This is a genomic window from Pseudomonas sp. DWP2-2, assembly GCF_049897065.1.
GTDB classification, from domain to species: domain Bacteria; phylum Pseudomonadota; class Gammaproteobacteria; order Pseudomonadales; family Pseudomonadaceae; genus Aquipseudomonas; species Aquipseudomonas paracarnis.
Map to the genome: position 1 here is coordinate 272,581 of NZ_JAFCVN010000003.1, position 16,928 is coordinate 289,508.

Consider the following 16,928-nt stretch of genomic DNA (forward strand, 5'->3'; position numbering starts at 1 on the left):
TAATCGCTGCCACGACCTGTCAGCACACCGAATCCTCTGATCGAGATACACAAGTGATCGAAAATCTACGTAACATCGCCATCATTGCTCACGTTGACCATGGTAAAACCACCCTGGTAGACAAACTCCTGCGTCAATCCGGCACCCTGGAGCGCAACGAGCTCAACGACGAGCGCGTGATGGACTCCAACGACCAGGAAAAAGAGCGCGGTATTACCATCCTGGCAAAAAACACCGCTATCAACTGGAACGGCTACCACATCAACATCGTGGATACCCCGGGCCACGCCGACTTCGGCGGCGAAGTAGAGCGCGTAATGTCGATGGTTGACTCCGTTCTGCTGCTGGTTGACGCTCAAGACGGCCCTATGCCGCAAACCCGTTTCGTGACCAAGAAGGCTTTCGAAGCCGGCCTGCGTCCGATCGTGTGCATCAACAAGGTTGACCGTCCAGGCGCGCGTCCGGACTGGGTTCTGGACCAGATCTTCGATCTGTTCGACAACCTGGGTGCCACCGAAGAACAGCTGGACTTCCAAGTCATCTACGCTTCGGCCCTGAACGGTATTGCTGGTCTTGACCACACCGACATGGCTGAAGACATGACTCCGCTGTACCAGTCGATCGTCGACAACGTACCAGCACCGAAAGTCGACCGTGAAGGCCCGTTCCAGATGCAAATCTCGGCACTGGACTACAACAGCTTCCTGGGTGTTATCGGCGTTGGCCGTATCGCTCGTGGTAGCGTCAAGCCGAACACCCCGGTTGTCGCTATCGGCGCTGACGGCAAGAAGCGTAACGGTCGTATCCTGAAGCTGATGGGTCACCACGGCCTGCACCGCATCGACGTTGAAGAAGCTTTCGCTGGCGACATCGTATGCGTGAGCGGTATGGACTCGCTGTTCATCTCCGACACCCTGTGCCAGCCGGACAACGTCGAGGCGATGAAGCCTCTGACCGTTGACGAGCCAACCGTTTCCATGACCTTCCAGGTAAACGACTCGCCTTTCTGCGGTAAAGAAGGCAAGTTCGTGACCTCCCGTAACATCAAGGAGCGTCTGGACAAGGAGCTGCTGTACAACGTTGCTCTGCGCGTTGAAGAAGGCGACTCGGCTGACAAGTTCAAGGTCTCCGGCCGTGGTGAGCTGCACCTCTCGGTACTGATCGAAACCATGCGTCGCGAAGGCTTCGAAATGGGTGTTGGTCGTCCGGAAGTGATCATCCGTCAGGTTGACGGCGTGAAGCAGGAACCGTTCGAAAACGTCACCATCGACACCCCGGAAGAGTCCCAGGGCAAGGTCATGGAAGAGATGGGCCTGCGTAAGGGCGACCTGACCAACATGGTGCCGGATGGCAAAGGCCGTGTGCGTCTGGAATACAACATCCCTGCTCGTGGTCTGATCGGTTTCCGTAACCAGTTCCTGACCCTGACCAACGGTGCTGGCATCCTGACCTCGATCTTCGATCGCTACGACACCATGAAGTCCGGCGACATGTCCGGCCGTCAGAACGGTGTTCTGGTATCGGTAGAAACCGGCAAGGCGCTGACCTACTCCCTGGAAACCCTCCAGGCGCGTGGCAAGCTGTTCGTTGAACACGGTCAAGAGATCTACAACGGCCAGATCGTTGGTCTGAACAGCCGCGACAACGACATGGGCGTGAACCCAACCAAAGGCAAGAAGCTCGACAACATGCGTGCTTCGGGCAAAGACGAAACCATCGCTCTGGTTCCACCTGTTCGCTTCACCCTGGAACAGGCCCTGGAATTCATCCAGGACGACGAGCTGTGCGAAGTCACGCCTAAGTCGATCCGCCTGCGTAAGAAGATCCTGGACGAAGGCGAGCGTACCCGCGCTGCCAAGAAAGCCAAGAACTGAGTTAACTCAGGCTGAATGAAAAACGCCCCCGGTCGAAAGGCCGGGGGCGTTTTTTTATGCCTGCAGTTTGTGTGTTGTGATCGTTCCCACGCTCCGCGTGGGAACGCCGCTTGGGAGGCTCCGCGTCCTGCTTTCAAGAGCGGACGCAGAGCGTCCACAGCTGCATTCCCACGCGGAGCGTGGGAACGATCAAAAACTTAGAACTTGTCGAGGGTCTTGAAGTTCGTCTCGCGCACCACTTCCTTGGGCTTGTAGGCACAGTACCCCGGCCGCGGCCCGATTTTCGGGTGGTTGCGGCACGTATCCGGGCGCTTGTCATAAATAGTGCAAAAGCGCGTCTTACGATCCAGGTACAGGCAGTCGTTGTTGCTCATGCGCTGCAGGGTAAAAATTTCGGACTTGTTGTTGTACCGCTCGACGATGCCTTCTTTCTGCAAACGCTTGGCGATGTTCTTCGGCGGCTCGCCGCGCTCGAACTCATCGACGATGCCAATGCGGATCAGGTCCTTGATCTTCACCTCCACCGGCAGCGTGCAGCAGCTGGACACGCAGCCGCCGCACATATGGGCGGAGTATTTCTGCCAGGTCTCTAGACGGTCGAGTTCCGCGGCGGCGATCAGTTGAGGCTTCATCAAGGTTCCAAGGTGGGGCGTTATCCGGGCGCGCGATCATACCGGGATTGGTGGTTTTTTGAACAATATTTTGCAGCTTTCAGCTCAAAGGTTTAGCCAGTGCCTGATCGGGCACGACCCCTGCATCAAATTCAGCCATAGGCCAATGAGTTAAAAAACTGCCGAACCAGCACGTCTACCGTCTGTCAGACCGACTAGGCTCTAGCAACTCCTTCAATCTCGCCCGAGGTCGCACCGATGTCTCAGGAACCGCTTGCACGAGAAGCAGAGGTAGCCGCATTCCGCGATGCTGTCTTGACCAAACTCACCTACGCGGTGGGCAAGGACCCGGATCACGCCTTCGACCATGACTGGTTCGAAGCCATTGCCCTGGCCGCCCGCGACCAGATGGTCGACCACTGGATGGACCACACGCGGCGTATTTATCGCAAAGGCCAGAAGCGTGTTTATTACCTGTCCCTGGAATTTCTCATCGGCCGCTTGCTCTACGACAGCCTGAGCAACCTGGGTGTGCTGGAGATCGCGCGCGAAGCGCTGTCGGAGCTGGGCGTGGATCTGGAGCGCATCCGCCTGCTGGAGCCCGACGCGGCGCTCGGCAACGGTGGCCTGGGCCGGCTGGCGGCGTGCTTTATGGAAAGCATGTCGACCCTCGGCATTGCTGGCCACGGCTATGGCATTCGTTATGAACACGGCCTGTTCCGCCAGGCCATTGTCGACGGTTGGCAGCAGGAACAGACCGAACGCTGGCTGGATTTCGGTAACCCTTGGGAATTCGAGCGCGCCGAAGTGATTTACCCGATTGGCTTTGGCGGCAGCGTCGAAACCGTTGCGGACGCCTCCGGCAAGATGATCCAGGTATGGTCGCCCAACGAAACCGTACGTGCTGTTGCCTATGACACGCCGGTCGTCGGTTGGCGCGGCGCCAGCGTCAACACCCTGCGCCTATGGCGTGCGCGGGCTGTAGAAGACCTGCATCTGGAGCGCTTCAACGCCGGTGACCACTTGGGCGCCGTCGCCGAGGTGGCCCGTGCCGAAAGCATCTCCCGAGTGCTTTACCCGGCCGACAGCACCGAAGCAGGGCAGGAGCTGCGCCTGCGCCAGGAATATTTCTTCGTCTCCGCGTCCCTGCAGGATTTGCTGCGCCGCCACAAGAACATGCACGGTTCGGTGCTCAGCCTGGGCGAGCACGCCGCCATCCAGCTCAACGACACCCACCCGTCCATCGCCGTGGCCGAGTTGATGCGCCAACTGGTCGACCTGCACGATGTACCGTGGGAAGCCGCGTGGGATGTCACCGTCGAGACCCTTTCGTACACCAACCACACCTTGCTGCCCGAGGCACTGGAAACCTGGCCTGTCGGTTTGATGGAGCGCATGCTGCCGCGGCACATGCAGATCATCTACCTGATCAACGCCCAGCACATCGACTCGCTGCGTGCCAAAGGCATCCACGACTTTGATGTCTTGCGCGCTGTGTCGCTGATCGAAGAAGACAACGGCCGCCGCGTGCGCATGGGCAACCTGGCATTCCTGGGCTCCCATAGCGTCAACGGCGTGTCCGGTTTGCATACCCAGCTAATGCGCAGCACGGTGTTCTCCGAACTGCACAAGCTCTACCCCGAGCGCATCAACAACAAAACCAACGGCATTACCTTCCGTCGCTGGTTGTACCAGGCCAACCCCAAGTTGACCGATATGCTGGTGGAAGCCCTGGGCCCGGATATTCTGGACCAGCCCGAGCAGCGTCTTATCGAGTTGGAACCCTTTGCCGAGAAACCGGCCTTCCGCAAAGCGTTCGCTGAACAGCGCCTGCACAGCAAGCGCGCACTGGCGCAGATCATCCATGAGCGCCTGGGCATTGCGATCAACCCGGCGGCGATGTTCGACGTGCAGGTCAAGCGCATCCATGAATACAAGCGCCAACTGCTCAACCTGCTGCACACTGTGGCGCTGTACCAGGCGATCCGTGCCGAGCCGGGCATCGATTGGGTGCCGCGGGTGAAGATCTTCGCGGGTAAGGCAGCGGCCAGTTATCACCAGGCCAAGCTGATCATCAAGCTGACCAACGACATCGCCCGCACCGTCAACAACGACCCGACCGTACGCGGCCTGCTCAAGGTGGTGTTCCTGCCCAACTACAACGTCAGCCTGGCGGAAAGCATCATTCCGGCAGCGGATTTGTCGGAGCAGATTTCCACGGCCGGCTTTGAGGCGTCGGGTACCAGCAACATGAAGTTCGGCCTCAACGGCGCGCTGACCATTGGCACCATGGACGGCGCCAACGTGGAGATGCACGAGCGGGTCGGCGCCGAGCACATGTTTATCTTTGGCCTCAGCGCCCAGCAGGTAGAAGCCCGCAAGCACGCCGGCGAGTTCAGCGCCGGGCCGGACATCGCCGCGTCCCATCGCTTGAACGACGTGCTGCAAGCGATCCGTGGTGGGGTATTTTCGCCGGATGACCCGGGCCGCTATGTGGGCCTGATCGATGGGCTGATCGACTACGATCGCTTCCTGGTGTGTGCCGACTTTGACGCCTACTGGGACGCGCAGGCGCGGGTCGAGGCGCATTGGCACGACTCCAAGGCCTGGTGGCGCTCGGCGGTGCTCAACACGGCGCGCATGGGGTGGTTCAGCTCTGACCGCACCATCCGCGAGTACGCCACCGAGATCTGGAAAGCCCTCGACTAACTGATACCCCTGTAGGAGCGAGCTTGCTCGCGAAGAGCTCCAACGATAACGCGTGCTTGCTGAATGAACGCGGCGCGTGTGAGTTTTTCGCGAGCAAGCTCGCTCCTACAGAGGGCTATTGCGTTGGGTCGTGAACTCTATTGGCGTTAAATCCTCTGATTAGAGGAAATCAGCCCCGACTCGCGCTAAACTGCGCGGGTTTTTAGCCCCCCATTCTCCGGAGCCGTCCATGTCCCGCGTTACCTTGAGTCGCTATTTGATCGAGCAGACCCGCAGCAACAACACGCCTGCCGATCTGCGCTTCCTTATCGAAGTGGTGGCGCGTGCTTGCAAGGAAATCAGCCACGCCGTTTCCAAAGGCGCACTGGGCGGTGTCCTGGGCAGCATGGGCACTGAAAACGTGCAGGGCGAAGTGCAGAAGAAACTGGACGTTCTGTCCAACGAAATCCTGCTCGAAGCCAACGAATGGGGCGGCCACCTGGCCGGCATGGCGTCCGAAGAAATGGACAATGCCTACCAGATCCCAGGCAAATACCCGAAAGGCGCATACCTGCTGGTATTCGACCCACTGGACGGTTCGTCCAACATCGACATCAACGCACCGGTCGGCACCATCTTCTCGGTACTGCGTTGCCCCAACGAATACCTGAGCCAGAACGAAGCCCTGAACGAAAAGGCCTTCCTGCAGCCAGGCACCGAGCAGGTTGCTGCCGGCTATGCGATCTACGGCCCACAGACCATGCTGGTGCTGACCCTGGGCGACGGCGTCAAGGGCTTCACCCTGGACCGTGAAATGGGCAGCTTCGTGCTGACCCACGAAGACATTTCGATTCCTGCTTCTACCCAGGAATTTGCCATCAACATGTCCAACCAGCGCCACTGGGAAGAACCGGTGAAGCGCTACGTCAACGAGCTGATGGAAGGCGAAGAAGGCCCGCTGAAGAAGAACTTCAACATGCGCTGGGTGGCCGCGATGGTTGCCGACGTACACCGCATCCTGACCCGTGGTGGGCTGTTCATGTACCCACGCGACAGCCGCGAGCCGTCCAAGCCAGGCAAGCTGCGCCTGATGTACGAAGCCAACCCGATGTCGTTTTTGGTTGAACAGGCAGGCGGTGCGTCCACCGACGGCCACCAGCGCATCCTCGACATTCAGCCTGAAGGCCTGCACCAGCGTGTGGCGGTATTCCTGGGTTCGAAGGAAGAAGTTGAGCGCGTGACGGCCTATCACAAGAAGTAAGCCGTAACGAGCGGTGAGCCGCTGTATTGTGAGATGGATCACCGTTAAAGAAGCCCCGAAACGTTTCAGCGTTTTCGGGGCTTTTTTGTTTTCGCTCGTCGGGAACCAGACACCCCTTTTCCCTTCTAAGCTTCTGGCAGATACCCCAGCTGCTTTGTCTCTCCAGGAGCTTTTCCATGTCTATACGCCGTCTCGCCCTGCTGGCTTTTTGCGTGCTCTTAGCCGCTTGCAGCAAGGTCACCCAAGAAAACTACCAAAAGCTCTCGGCCGGCATGGCCAAGGCCGAGGTGGAGTCGTTGCTGGGCAAGCCAACCGATTGTTCCGGCGCACTGGGCATGTCCAGCTGCACCTGGGGCGATAAAAACAGCTTTATCAGCGTGCAGTACGCCGGTGACAAAGTTCTGATGTTTTCCGGGCAAGGCCTGAAGTAAACCGGGGCGCGAGCCTGCGGGAGAAGAAGAATGATGCGTTTTGTTTTGTTCCTTTGCGCCAGCCTGTTTTTGGCGGGCTGCGCCAGCCATTCTGGCGATGATCTGCAACCCAAGACTGCGAGCAACGTCAACCTCAAGCGTTACCAGGGCACCTGGTATGAGTTGGCCCGGTTGCCGATGTACTTCCAGCGCAACTGTGCGCAATCCGAAGCCCGCTACACCTTGCTGCCTGATGGTGACATGTCGGTTTTCAACCGCTGCCTGACGCCTGAGTGGAAGTGGCAAGAGGCCAAAGGCACGGCAACGCCGCAGGTGCCAGGCAAGACCGACAAACTGTGGGTGGAATTCAATAACTGGTTTACATCGCTGTTGCCGGGCGTTGCCAAGGGCGACTACTGGGTGCTGTATGTCAGCGATGACTACAAGACCGCCATCGTCGGCAGCCCGAGCCGTCGCTATATGTGGATCCTGTCGCGCACGCCGACGGTGAGTGCCGATACCCGCGAAGACCTGCTGAGCAGGGCGCGACAGCAAGGCTATGACACCACGCGGTTGATCTGGCGCACGTCGGATAAGCAGATGGCGAAGACGTCTCAGTAATTTGCGGCCCCTCAATCAAATGTGGGAGCTGGCTTGCCTGCGATAGCATCAACCCGGTGTAACTGAAGCACCGAGGTGTCTGTATCGCAGGCAAGCCAGCTCCCGCAGTTGTTATGGGTTGGTCGTCAGTTCAGCAAGTCCTTCAGGACCTGGGTGAATGCCCGGCTGCTGTCTTCTTCGCCAGCATGATGCCCATCTCGCACCACCCATTTGCCATTGACCAGTACATCGCGCACTTGCCGATCACCACCGGCAAAAAGCCAGCGGTTGAGAATCCCATCCTCACTGGCCGTCGCCAAGTACGGGTCGCTACCGTCCAGCACTATCCAGTCCGCACGCTTGCCCACTTGCAGTCGACCAATCGGCTGGCCCAGCGCTTGTGCGCCACCGTCCAGCGCAGCATCGAACAGCGTGCGACCCACCATCGGCTGATCGCTGCGATACAGGCGGTTGCGCCGTTGATCGCGCAGGCGCTGGCCGTATTCCAGCCAACGCAGTTCTTCCACCACGCTCAGTGACACATGGCTGTCGGAACCGATGCCCATGCGGCCGCCCTGAGCGAGGAAGTCCACCGCCGGAAAAATCCCATCGCCCAGGTTGGCTTCGGTGGTCAGGCACAAACCGGCAATCGCTCGGCTGTTGGCCATGCGCGTGACTTCGTCGGCATCGGCATGGGTGGCATGCACCAGGCACCAGCGATCATCCACCTCGACATTGTCATACAGCCACTGCAACGGGCGCTTGCCGCTCCAGGCCAGGCAGTCGTCGACTTCTTTTTGCTGTTCGGCGATGTGGATATGCACGGGGCAGTTTTTGTCACTGGCGCCCAGCACGGTATGGATTTGTTCGGGGGTTACGGCGCGCAGGGAGTGGAAGCACAGGCCCAGTTGCTGCGCCGGTTGTGCCGCCAGAATGGGCTGCAGGCGTGCTTGCAGGTCCAGGTAGTGTTCCGTGCTGTTGATAAACCGTCGCTGGCCTTCATTCGGCGCTTGGCCACCAAAACCCGCGTGGGTGTAGAGCACCGGCAGCAAGGTCAGGCCGATCCCGCTGCTGGCGGCCGCCTGGCTGATCTGGCGGGACAGCTCCGTACGGTCGGCATAGGGCTGGCCGCTGACATCGTGGTGCACGTAATGAAACTCGGCCACCGAGGTGTAGCCGGCCTTGAGCATTTCGATATACAGCTGACGGGCGATGACCTGTAACTGCTCGGGGTTGATCTTGCCGACCATGCGGTACATCAAGTCGCGCCAGGTCCAGAAACTGTCGTTGGGGTTGCCGGCCACTTCGGCCAAGCCCGCCATGGCGCGTTGGAAGGCATGGGAGTGCAGGTTCGGCATGCCCGCCAACACCGGGCCCCTGAGCCGTTCCGCGCCTTCTGCACTGGCATTGGGCTCAACCTTTGTCAGCAGGCCATCGGCGCCGACTTCAAGACGTACATCATTGGCCCATCCATTAGGCAGCAGTGCGCGTTCGGCAAAGAAAGCGGACATGATCAAGGCACCCCGGTCGTGTGTTTATTTGTATATACATATACAGACGTTTGCCTGCTCGGTAAACTCCGGCAATCTATGCATCTTTTTCCCCTGCAAGGATTCCCTGTGCCGACTCCGCCCGCCAACTCTTCGCTGGCTGCCCACATGGACGAAAGTCCGGCGCCCTTGTATGCCCGCGTCAAACAGATGATCAGCCAGCAGATCCTCAACGGCAACTGGCCGCCCCATTACCGCGTGCCGTCGGAAAGCGAGCTGGTCAGCGAGTTGGGCTTCAGCCGCATGACCATCAACCGTGCCCTGCGCGAGCTGACCGCCGAAGGCTTGTTGGTGCGTATGCAGGGTGTGGGTACGTTTGTTGCCGAGCCGAAAAGCCAGTCGGCCCTGTTTGAAGTGCACAACATCGCCGATGAAATCGCCTCCCGCGGGCATCGGCACACTTGCCAGGTCATCACCCTGGGCGAAGAAGCTGCTGGTTCCGAGCGCGCCGTCGCCTTGGAAATGCGCGAAGGCGGGCGGGTGTTCCACTCGTTGATCGTGCATTACGAGAACGACATTCCTGTGCAAATCGAAGACCGTTTCGTCAACGCTCTGGTCGCGCCGGAATACCTGCAGCAGGACTTCACCCAGCAAACCCCGTATGCCTATTTGAACCAGGTCGCGCCGTTGACTGAGGGTGAGCATGTGGTTGAGGCGATTCTCGCCGATGCCGCCGAGTGCAAGTTGTTGCAGATCGAGCCGAGCGAGCCGTGCCTGTTGATTCGCCGACGCACCTGGTCGGGTCGCCAGCCGGTGACTGCGGCGCGGTTGATCCACCCCGGTTCCCGTCACAGCCTCGAAGGACGCTTCAGTAAATGAGTGAGATCAACGTCTGGCGCGCCGCCGACTACGTGCGCATGCCGTGGAAGAACGGCGGCGGCAGTACCGAAGAAATCAGTCGCGACGCCGGCACCGGCCTGGAGGGCTTTGGCTGGCGTTTGTCGATTGCCGATATCGCCGAGTCGGGTGGGTTTTCCACCTTCGCCGGTTACCAGCGCGTGATTACGGTGATCAAAGGCGCCGGCATGGTGCTGACCGTAGACGGTGAGGAGCAGCGCGGGTTGTTACCGTTGCAGCCGTTCGCGTTCAAGGGCGAAAGCCAGGTGTCATGCCGTTTGATCACCGGGCCGATTCGCGACTTCAATCTGATCTATTCGCCCGAGCGTTACCATGCACGCTTGCAGTGGATGGATGGCGTGCAGCAGTTTTTCAGTACTGCGCAGACGGTGCTGGTTTTCAGCGTGGCGGACGAAGTGAAGGTGCTGGGCGAGAAGCTCGGCTACCACGATTGCCTGCAAGTGGACGGTAACACTGAACTGCTGGAAATATCGGTCACAGGCCGCTGCTGCATCATCGAACTGACCGCACGCGGTTAAAAACTGTGGGAGCGGGCTTGCCTGCGATAGCGGTGTATCAGCCTAGGATGTGCTGATTGACACACCGCTATCGCAGGCAAGCCAGCTCCCACATTTGTTTGTGCGCTGTTCCCAAGACCGCGCACCAATTTGTTACCGAACGCCCCAGCGTGACGCAAAGCCACGCTGTCGTGACAAATCCTCTTTGCGGTAAAACGCCTCCGTAAGAAATTTCATCAAGCCTCCAAGCCTTGATTATCAAAGCTTACGCGCGCCTTGGAAAAAATCTGTAAGGCTCATTTCAAAAGTTGGCCGCTCGATTGCATATGCTTGTACATACAAGTAAAGATGTGTGCGTAAGACTTCGCACCATCCATGTTCGCGCATCGATCGCCGAGGAGTCCTAGCTGTGACCAAGCCTACAAAATACCGTGACGTCGAAATCCGCGCCGCCCGCGGTAACAAGCTCACCGCCAAAAGCTGGCTGACCGAAGCGCCGCTGCGCATGCTGATGAACAACCTCGACCCGCAAGTGGCCGAGAATCCCAAAGAATTGGTGGTGTACGGCGGTATCGGCCGTGCGGCGCGCAACTGGGAGTGCTACGACCAGATCGTCGAGAGCCTCACCAATCTGAACGACGACGAAACCCTGCTGGTGCAATCCGGTAAGCCGGTCGGCGTGTTCAAGACCCACAGCAACGCCCCGCGCGTGTTGATTGCCAACTCCAACCTGGTACCGCACTGGGCCAGTTGGGAGCATTTCAACGAACTGGATGCCAAGGGCCTGGCCATGTACGGCCAGATGACCGCCGGCAGCTGGATCTACATCGGCAGCCAGGGCATCGTTCAAGGCACCTACGAAACCTTCGTGGAAGCCGGCCGCCAGCATTACAACAGCGACCTGACCGGTCGCTGGGTGCTCACCGCCGGCCTCGGCGGCATGGGCGGCGCGCAGCCACTGGCCGCGACCCTGGCCGGCGCCTGCTCGCTGAACATCGAGTGCCAGCAAGTCAGCATCGACTTCCGCCTGAGCAGCCGCTACGTCGACGAGCAGGCCACCGACCTCGACGACGCCCTGGCGCGTATCGCCAAGTACACCAAGGAAGGCAAGGCCATCTCCATCGCCCTGCTGGGCAACGCCGCAGAGATCCTGCCGGAACTGGTCAAGCGCGGCGTGCGCCCGGACATGGTCACCGACCAGACCAGCGCCCACGACCCACTCAACGGCTACCTGCCGGCCGGCTGGACCTGGGACGAATACCGCGCTCGCGCCAAGACCGAGCCGGCCGCCGTGATCAAGGCCGCCAAGCAGTCGATGGCCGTCCACGTCAAAGCCATGCTCGAATTCCAGAAGCAAGGCATCCCGACCTTCGACTACGGCAACAACATCCGCCAGATGGCCCAGGAAGAGGGCGTGGAAAACGCGTTCGACTTCCCAGGTTTCGTACCGGCTTACATCCGCCCACTGTTCTGCCGTGGCATCGGCCCGTTCCGTTGGGCGGCGCTGTCCGGCGACCCGCAAGACATCTACAAGACCGACGCCAAAGTCAAAGAACTGATCCCGGACGATGCCCACCTGCACAACTGGCTGGACATGGCCCGCGAGCGCATCAGCTTCCAGGGCCTGCCGGCACGTATCTGCTGGGTCGGCCTGGGCCAGCGTGCCAAGTTGGGCCTGGCGTTCAACGAAATGGTGCGCAGCGGCGAGCTGTCCGCGCCGGTCGTGATCGGCCGTGATCACCTGGACTCCGGCTCGGTCGCCAGCCCGAACCGCGAAACCGAAGCCATGCAGGACGGCTCCGACGCTGTGTCCGACTGGCCACTGCTCAACGCCTTGCTCAACACCGCGAGCGGCGCCACCTGGGTCTCGCTGCACCACGGTGGCGGCGTGGGCATGGGCTTCTCCCAGCACTCGGGGATGGTGATTGTCTGCGACGGTACTGACGAAGCGGCCGAGCGGATTGCCCGCGTGCTGCACAACGACCCGGCGACCGGGGTGATGCGTCATGCGGATGCGGGTTACCAGATCGCTGTCGACTGCGCCAAGGAACAAGGCCTGAACCTGCCGATGATCAAGTAACTCAATGTGGGGTGGGCTTGTGTGGCGAGCAAGCTTGCTTGCGCTGGGGTGCGAAGCAGCCCCAAAAAGCCGGCTCCAGCTTCGCTGTCGAACGGGAGCAAGCTCCCTCGCCACAGCAAGCCAGCGCCCACAGAAGAGCAAGATGCATACAAAACAATCCATCAGAGGTTGAACAACATGGCTGCAAACGACACCACCCCGTTGATCGAGAAACGTTCGATCGACTACATCCCGGAAGCGGAAAGACATGGTCGTCTATTCAGTCAATTCACCCTGTGGATGGGTGCCAACCTGCAGATCACTGCGATTGTTACCGGGGCGTTGGCCGTGGTGCTGGGCGGTGATGTGTTCTGGTCGTTGATCGGCTTGCTCATCGGTCAATTGATCGGCGGTGGCGTCATGGCGCTGCATGCGGCGCAAGGGCCCAAGCTTGGCCTGCCGCAGATGATTTCCAGCCGGGTGCAGTTCGGCGTGTATGGGGCGGCCATTCCGATTGTGCTGGTGTGCTTGATGTACTTGGGTTTCACCGCCACCGGTACCGTGTTGTCGGGCCAGGCGCTGGGCCAGTTGTTCGGGGTCAGCGACAGCGTCGGCATCCTGATCTTCGCCAGTGTCATCGTGCTGGTCACGGTGCTGGGTTACCGAGTGATCCACTTCATCGGCCGGGTTGCCAGCCTGATTGGCGTGGTTGCCTTTGTGTACCTGTTCAGCCGCCTGATGAGCCAGACCGACGTTGGCGCGCTCCTGCAGATCCGCCACTTCAGCTGGAGCAGTTTCCTGCTGGCCGTGTCGCTGGCGGCCTCTTGGCAGATTGCGTTCGGCCCTTACGTGGCGGATTACTCGCGTTACCTGCCGAGCCACACGTCATCGGTTAAAACCTTTCTCGCTGCTGGCGCAGGCTCAGTCATCGGGGCCCAAGTGGCGATGGTCCTCGGCGTGTTTGCCGCGGCCATGTCCAACGGGCAGTTTGCCGGTCACGAGGTGGCGTACATCGTTGGCTTGAGCGGCACGGGGGCCACCGCTGCGTTGCTGTATTTCAGCATCGCGTTCGGCAAGGTCACCATCTCGACGCTCAATTCCTACGGCAGCTTCATGTGCATCGCCACTATCATCAGCGGCTTTCGTGGGCGTCTGGAGGTCACGCGTCTGCAGCGTCTGGTGTTCGTGTTGATGATCGTCGGCACGGCCACGCTGATCGCGTTGCTCGGCCAACATTCGTTCCTCGGTGCATTCAAGTCGTTCATCCTGTTCCTGTTGGCGTTCTTTACGCCCTGGAGCGCGATCAACCTGGTGGATTACTACTGCATCACCCGCGAGCGTTATGACGTGCCGGCGCTGGCCGACCCGAACGGTCGCTACGGCCGCTGGAACCTGCTGGGCATCAGCGTCTATGTGTTCGGCGTACTGGTGCAGTTGCCGTTCATCTCCACCAAGTTCTACACCGGTCCCCTGGTGGCCGCGCTGGGTGATGTGGATATCTCCTGGATCATCGGCCTGGTACTGCCGGCGGCCCTGTATTACGTGTGTGCGAAAAAATGGCACGGCACGGTACCCGATCACCTGATCCTGCCAAAAGAGCAGGGCGCTTCACCCATAACAAACGAGCTGGCTGCACAAGCCTGATGGGACGTGGACAGGGCAGGACGCCTACTGACTGCCGTAATCCATTTCAAGATTGGGAGCGTCACAACAATGACTATGAATAAGACCTTGCTGGCTACTTTGTTCGCGGCCGGCGTGCTGGCAAGTGCCGGCGCCCAGGCGGCCGGTTGGTGCGAGTCGGGTAAACCGGTGAAATTCGCCGGCCTGAATTGGGAAAGCGGCATGTTGCTCACCGACATCCTGCAAACCGTGCTCGAAAAAGGCTACGACTGCAAAACCGACAGCTTGCCGGGCAATTCCATCACCATGGAAAACGCCCTGGGCAGCAACGATATTCAAGTTTTCGCCGAGGAGTGGGTAGGCCGCAGCGAGGTCTGGAACAAAGCCGAGAAGGCCGGCAAAGTCGTCGGCGTCGGGGCTCCGGTGGTCGGCGCGGTCGAAGGCTGGTACGTGCCGCGCTATGTGATCGAAGGCGACGCCAAGCGCAAGCTGGAAGCCAAGGCGCCGGACCTGAAAAACATCGCCGACCTGGCCAAGTACGCCTCGGTGTTCAAGGACCAGGAAGAGCCGTCCAAGGGCCGTTTCTACAACTGCCCGGCCGGCTGGACCTGCGAGCTGGACAACAGCGAAATGCTCAAGAGCTACGGCCTGGAAAGCACCTATACCAACTTCCGCCCGGGCACCGGCCCGGCGCTGGATGCGGCGGTACTGTCGAGCTACAAGCGCGGCGAGCCGATCCTGTTCTACTACTGGTCACCGACACCGCTGATGGGCCAGGTCGATCTGGTCAAGCTGGAAGAAAAGCCCGGCGTGGACAAAACCGTGAGCATCAAGGTCGGCCTCTCCAAGTCTTTCCACGAGCAAGCCCCGGAACTGGTGGCCGTGCTGGAAAAGGTCAACCTGCCCATCGACCTGCTGAACCAGAACCTGGGCCGCATGGCCAAGGAGCGGATCGAGTCGCCGAAACTGGCGAAAATATTCCTCAAGGAACATCCTGAAGTCTGGCACGCCTGGGTGAGCGAAGACGCAGCCAAGAAAATCGACGCGGCCTTGTAGGTCAAGTGTGCACGGCTACCCTCAAGGGTGGCCGGGCGGCTGGCCACAACCCACTGGATCGAGAGCACGATATGTTTCCTGAGAGCTTTACCTTTTCCATCGCCGACTGGGTCAACGGTTGGGTGGACGCACTGGTCACCAACTACGGCGATGTGTTCCGGCACATCTCCGATACGCTGCTGTGGGCCATCGTCAACCTGGAAGGCCTGCTGCGCGCAGCGCCCTGGTGGCTGATGCTGGCCATCGTCGGGGGCATCGCCTGGCACGCCACACGCAAGGTGGTGACCACGGCGGTGATCGTCGGTTTGCTGTTCCTGGTGGGCGCCGTTGGCCTGTGGGACAAGCTGATGCAAACCCTGGCATTGATGATGGTGGCCACGGTGATTTCGGTGTTGATCGGCATCCCCCTGGGTATCTTGTCGGCGCGCAGTAATCGCCTGCGTTCGGTGCTGATGCCGCTGCTGGACATCATGCAAACCATGCCCAGCTTCGTGTATCTGATCCCGGTGCTGATGCTGTTCGGCCTGGGCAAGGTCCCGGCGATTTTCGCTACGGTGATCTACGCCGCGCCGCCGCTGATTCGCCTGACAGACCTGGGTATTCGCCAGGTCGATGGCGAGGTCATGGAAGCCATCAACGCCTTCGGCGCCAACCGCTGGCAGCAACTGTTCGGCGTGCAATTGCCGCTGGCGCTGCCAAGCATCATGGCCGGGATCAACCAGACCACCATGATGGCGCTGTCGATGGTGGTGATCGCCTCGATGATCGGTGCCCGTGGCTTGGGTGAAGACGTACTCGTCGGCATCCAGACCCTCAACGTCGGCCGCGGCCTTGAAGCCGGGCTGGCGATCGTGATTCTCGCAGTGGTCATCGACCGCATTACCCAGGCTTATGGCCGCCCACGGCATGAGGCGAGCAAATGACGACTGTCAGCAAAATCGAAGTCAAAAACGTCTTCAAGATTTTCGGCGCACGCGCCCAGGATGCGCTGGCCATGGTCGGCCAGGGCAAGACCAAAGACCAGGTACTGGCCGAGACCGGTTGCGTGGTCGGCGTCAATGACCTGTCCCTGAGCATCGGCACCGGTGAGATCTTTGTGATCATGGGCTTGTCGGGTTCGGGCAAATCCACCCTGGTGCGCCACTTCAACCGCCTGATCGACCCCACCAGCGGCGCGATCCTGGTGGATGGCGAAGACATCCTGCAACTGGACATGGCAGCCCTGCGCCAATTCCGTCGGCACAAGATCAGCATGGTGTTCCAGAGCTTCGGCCTGCTGCCGCACAAGAGCGTGCTCGACAACGTTGCCTACGGCCTGAAAGTGCGTGGCGAAACCAAGCAGGTCTGCGCCGAACGTGCGTTGCACTGGATCGAAACCGTGGGCCTCAAAGGCTACGAAAACAAATACCCGCACCAGCTGTCCGGTGGCATGCGCCAGCGCGTGGGCCTGGCCCGCGCCTTGGCGGCCGACACCGACATCATCCTGATGGACGAAGCCTTCAGCGCCCTCGACCCGTTGATCCGCGCCGAGATGCAGGACCAATTGCTCGAGCTGCAAAAGACCCTGCACAAGACCATCGTGTTTATCACCCACGATCTCGACGAGGCCGTGCGCATCGGCAACCGCATTGCGATCCTCAAGGACGGCAAGCTGATCCAGGTCGGCACGCCGCGAGAGATTCTGCACTCGCCGGCGGATGAGTATGTGGACCGCTTTGTTCAGCGGCGGGCGGCGGTGGTCTGATCCGGGCTTGAACGTTCTCACGCTCCGCGTGGGAACGCATTTCGTGACGCTCCGCGTCACTTGGGGGGACGCAGAGCGTCCCAGGCGGCGTACCCAC

The 16,928-nt window shown here is 60.2% G+C and carries 14 protein-coding genes; 12 read left to right on the forward strand and 2 right to left on the reverse strand.

Annotation, left to right across the window (positions count from 1 at the left end; translation table 11 throughout):
- The first annotated feature begins 53 nt into the window (after positions 1–53).
- Positions 54–1,874: a translational GTPase TypA gene (gene typA, locus ACP7CZ_RS08745; RefSeq protein ID WP_014716526.1), complete on the forward strand. Its 1,821-nt coding sequence runs from the start codon at positions 54–56 to the stop codon at positions 1,872–1,874.
- Positions 1,875–2,071: 197 nt separating this feature from the next.
- On the opposite strand, the gene ACP7CZ_RS08750 is transcribed toward typA, so the two are convergent.
- Positions 2,072–2,506, reverse strand: a complete 435-nt coding sequence (locus ACP7CZ_RS08750) for a YkgJ family cysteine cluster protein (RefSeq protein WP_054897541.1) — start codon at positions 2,504–2,506, stop codon at positions 2,072–2,074.
- Between the two features lie 237 nt (positions 2,507–2,743).
- Between ACP7CZ_RS08750 and ACP7CZ_RS08755 the strand changes: the two genes are divergently transcribed.
- The 4 genes from ACP7CZ_RS08755 (at position 2,744) to ACP7CZ_RS08770 (ending at position 7,465) form a co-directional block, all read left to right on the forward strand.
- A complete protein-coding gene (locus tag ACP7CZ_RS08755; RefSeq protein ID WP_034125542.1) occupies positions 2,744–5,194 on the forward strand; it encodes a glycogen/starch/alpha-glucan phosphorylase in 2,451 nt (816 codons plus the stop codon).
- A gap of 229 nt (positions 5,195–5,423) precedes the next feature.
- Positions 5,424–6,434 (forward strand): class 1 fructose-bisphosphatase, encoded by a 1,011-nt coding sequence (locus ACP7CZ_RS08760; RefSeq protein ID WP_003187818.1) that lies wholly within the window; start codon positions 5,424–5,426, stop codon positions 6,432–6,434.
- A gap of 176 nt (positions 6,435–6,610) precedes the next feature.
- The gene (locus tag ACP7CZ_RS08765) at positions 6,611–6,865 is read left to right on the forward strand and encodes a hypothetical protein (protein ID WP_003187823.1); all 255 of its coding nucleotides are present in this window, start codon (positions 6,611–6,613) and stop codon (positions 6,863–6,865) included.
- Positions 6,866–6,895: 30 nt separating this feature from the next.
- Positions 6,896–7,465, forward strand: coding sequence for a lipocalin family protein (locus ACP7CZ_RS08770; protein ID WP_034117302.1), 570 nt, complete (start codon positions 6,896–6,898; stop codon positions 7,463–7,465).
- A gap of 125 nt (positions 7,466–7,590) precedes the next feature.
- Here ACP7CZ_RS08770 and ACP7CZ_RS08775 read toward each other — a convergent pair whose 3' ends face one another.
- On the reverse strand, positions 7,591–8,955 hold the full coding sequence (locus tag ACP7CZ_RS08775; protein WP_054897540.1) for a formimidoylglutamate deiminase: 1,365 nt from the start codon (positions 8,953–8,955) through the stop codon (positions 7,591–7,593).
- A gap of 147 nt (positions 8,956–9,102) precedes the next feature.
- On the opposite strand from ACP7CZ_RS08775, the gene hutC reads away from it, so the two are divergent.
- From hutC to ACP7CZ_RS08810, 7 genes are all read left to right on the forward strand, one after another.
- Positions 9,103–9,813, forward strand: coding sequence for a histidine utilization repressor (gene hutC, locus ACP7CZ_RS08780; RefSeq protein WP_230182974.1), 711 nt, complete (start codon positions 9,103–9,105; stop codon positions 9,811–9,813).
- Positions 9,810–10,370, forward strand: a complete 561-nt coding sequence (locus tag ACP7CZ_RS08785) for a HutD/Ves family protein (RefSeq protein ID WP_294172632.1) — start codon at positions 9,810–9,812, stop codon at positions 10,368–10,370. The genes hutC and ACP7CZ_RS08785 overlap by 4 nt, the downstream gene beginning before the upstream one ends.
- Before the next feature lie 388 nt (positions 10,371–10,758).
- Complete coding sequence (gene hutU / locus ACP7CZ_RS08790; RefSeq protein WP_054897538.1) at positions 10,759–12,429, forward strand: urocanate hydratase; 1,671 nt, start codon at positions 10,759–10,761, stop codon at positions 12,427–12,429.
- A gap of 177 nt (positions 12,430–12,606) precedes the next feature.
- Positions 12,607–14,052 (forward strand): purine-cytosine permease family protein, encoded by a 1,446-nt coding sequence (locus ACP7CZ_RS08795; protein ID WP_034125547.1) that lies wholly within the window; start codon positions 12,607–12,609, stop codon positions 14,050–14,052.
- A 69-nt stretch (positions 14,053–14,121) separates the two neighbouring features.
- Positions 14,122–15,087 (forward strand): ABC transporter substrate-binding protein, encoded by a 966-nt coding sequence (locus ACP7CZ_RS08800; protein ID WP_054897537.1) that lies wholly within the window; start codon positions 14,122–14,124, stop codon positions 15,085–15,087.
- A gap of 71 nt (positions 15,088–15,158) precedes the next feature.
- Positions 15,159–16,010: an ABC transporter permease gene (locus ACP7CZ_RS08805; protein ID WP_003187838.1), complete on the forward strand. Its 852-nt coding sequence runs from the start codon at positions 15,159–15,161 to the stop codon at positions 16,008–16,010.
- Complete coding sequence (locus tag ACP7CZ_RS08810; protein ID WP_054897536.1) at positions 16,007–16,831, forward strand: quaternary amine ABC transporter ATP-binding protein; 825 nt, start codon at positions 16,007–16,009, stop codon at positions 16,829–16,831. Before ACP7CZ_RS08805 ends, ACP7CZ_RS08810 begins: the two co-directional genes overlap by 4 nt.
- Positions 16,832–16,928 lie beyond the last annotated feature (97 nt).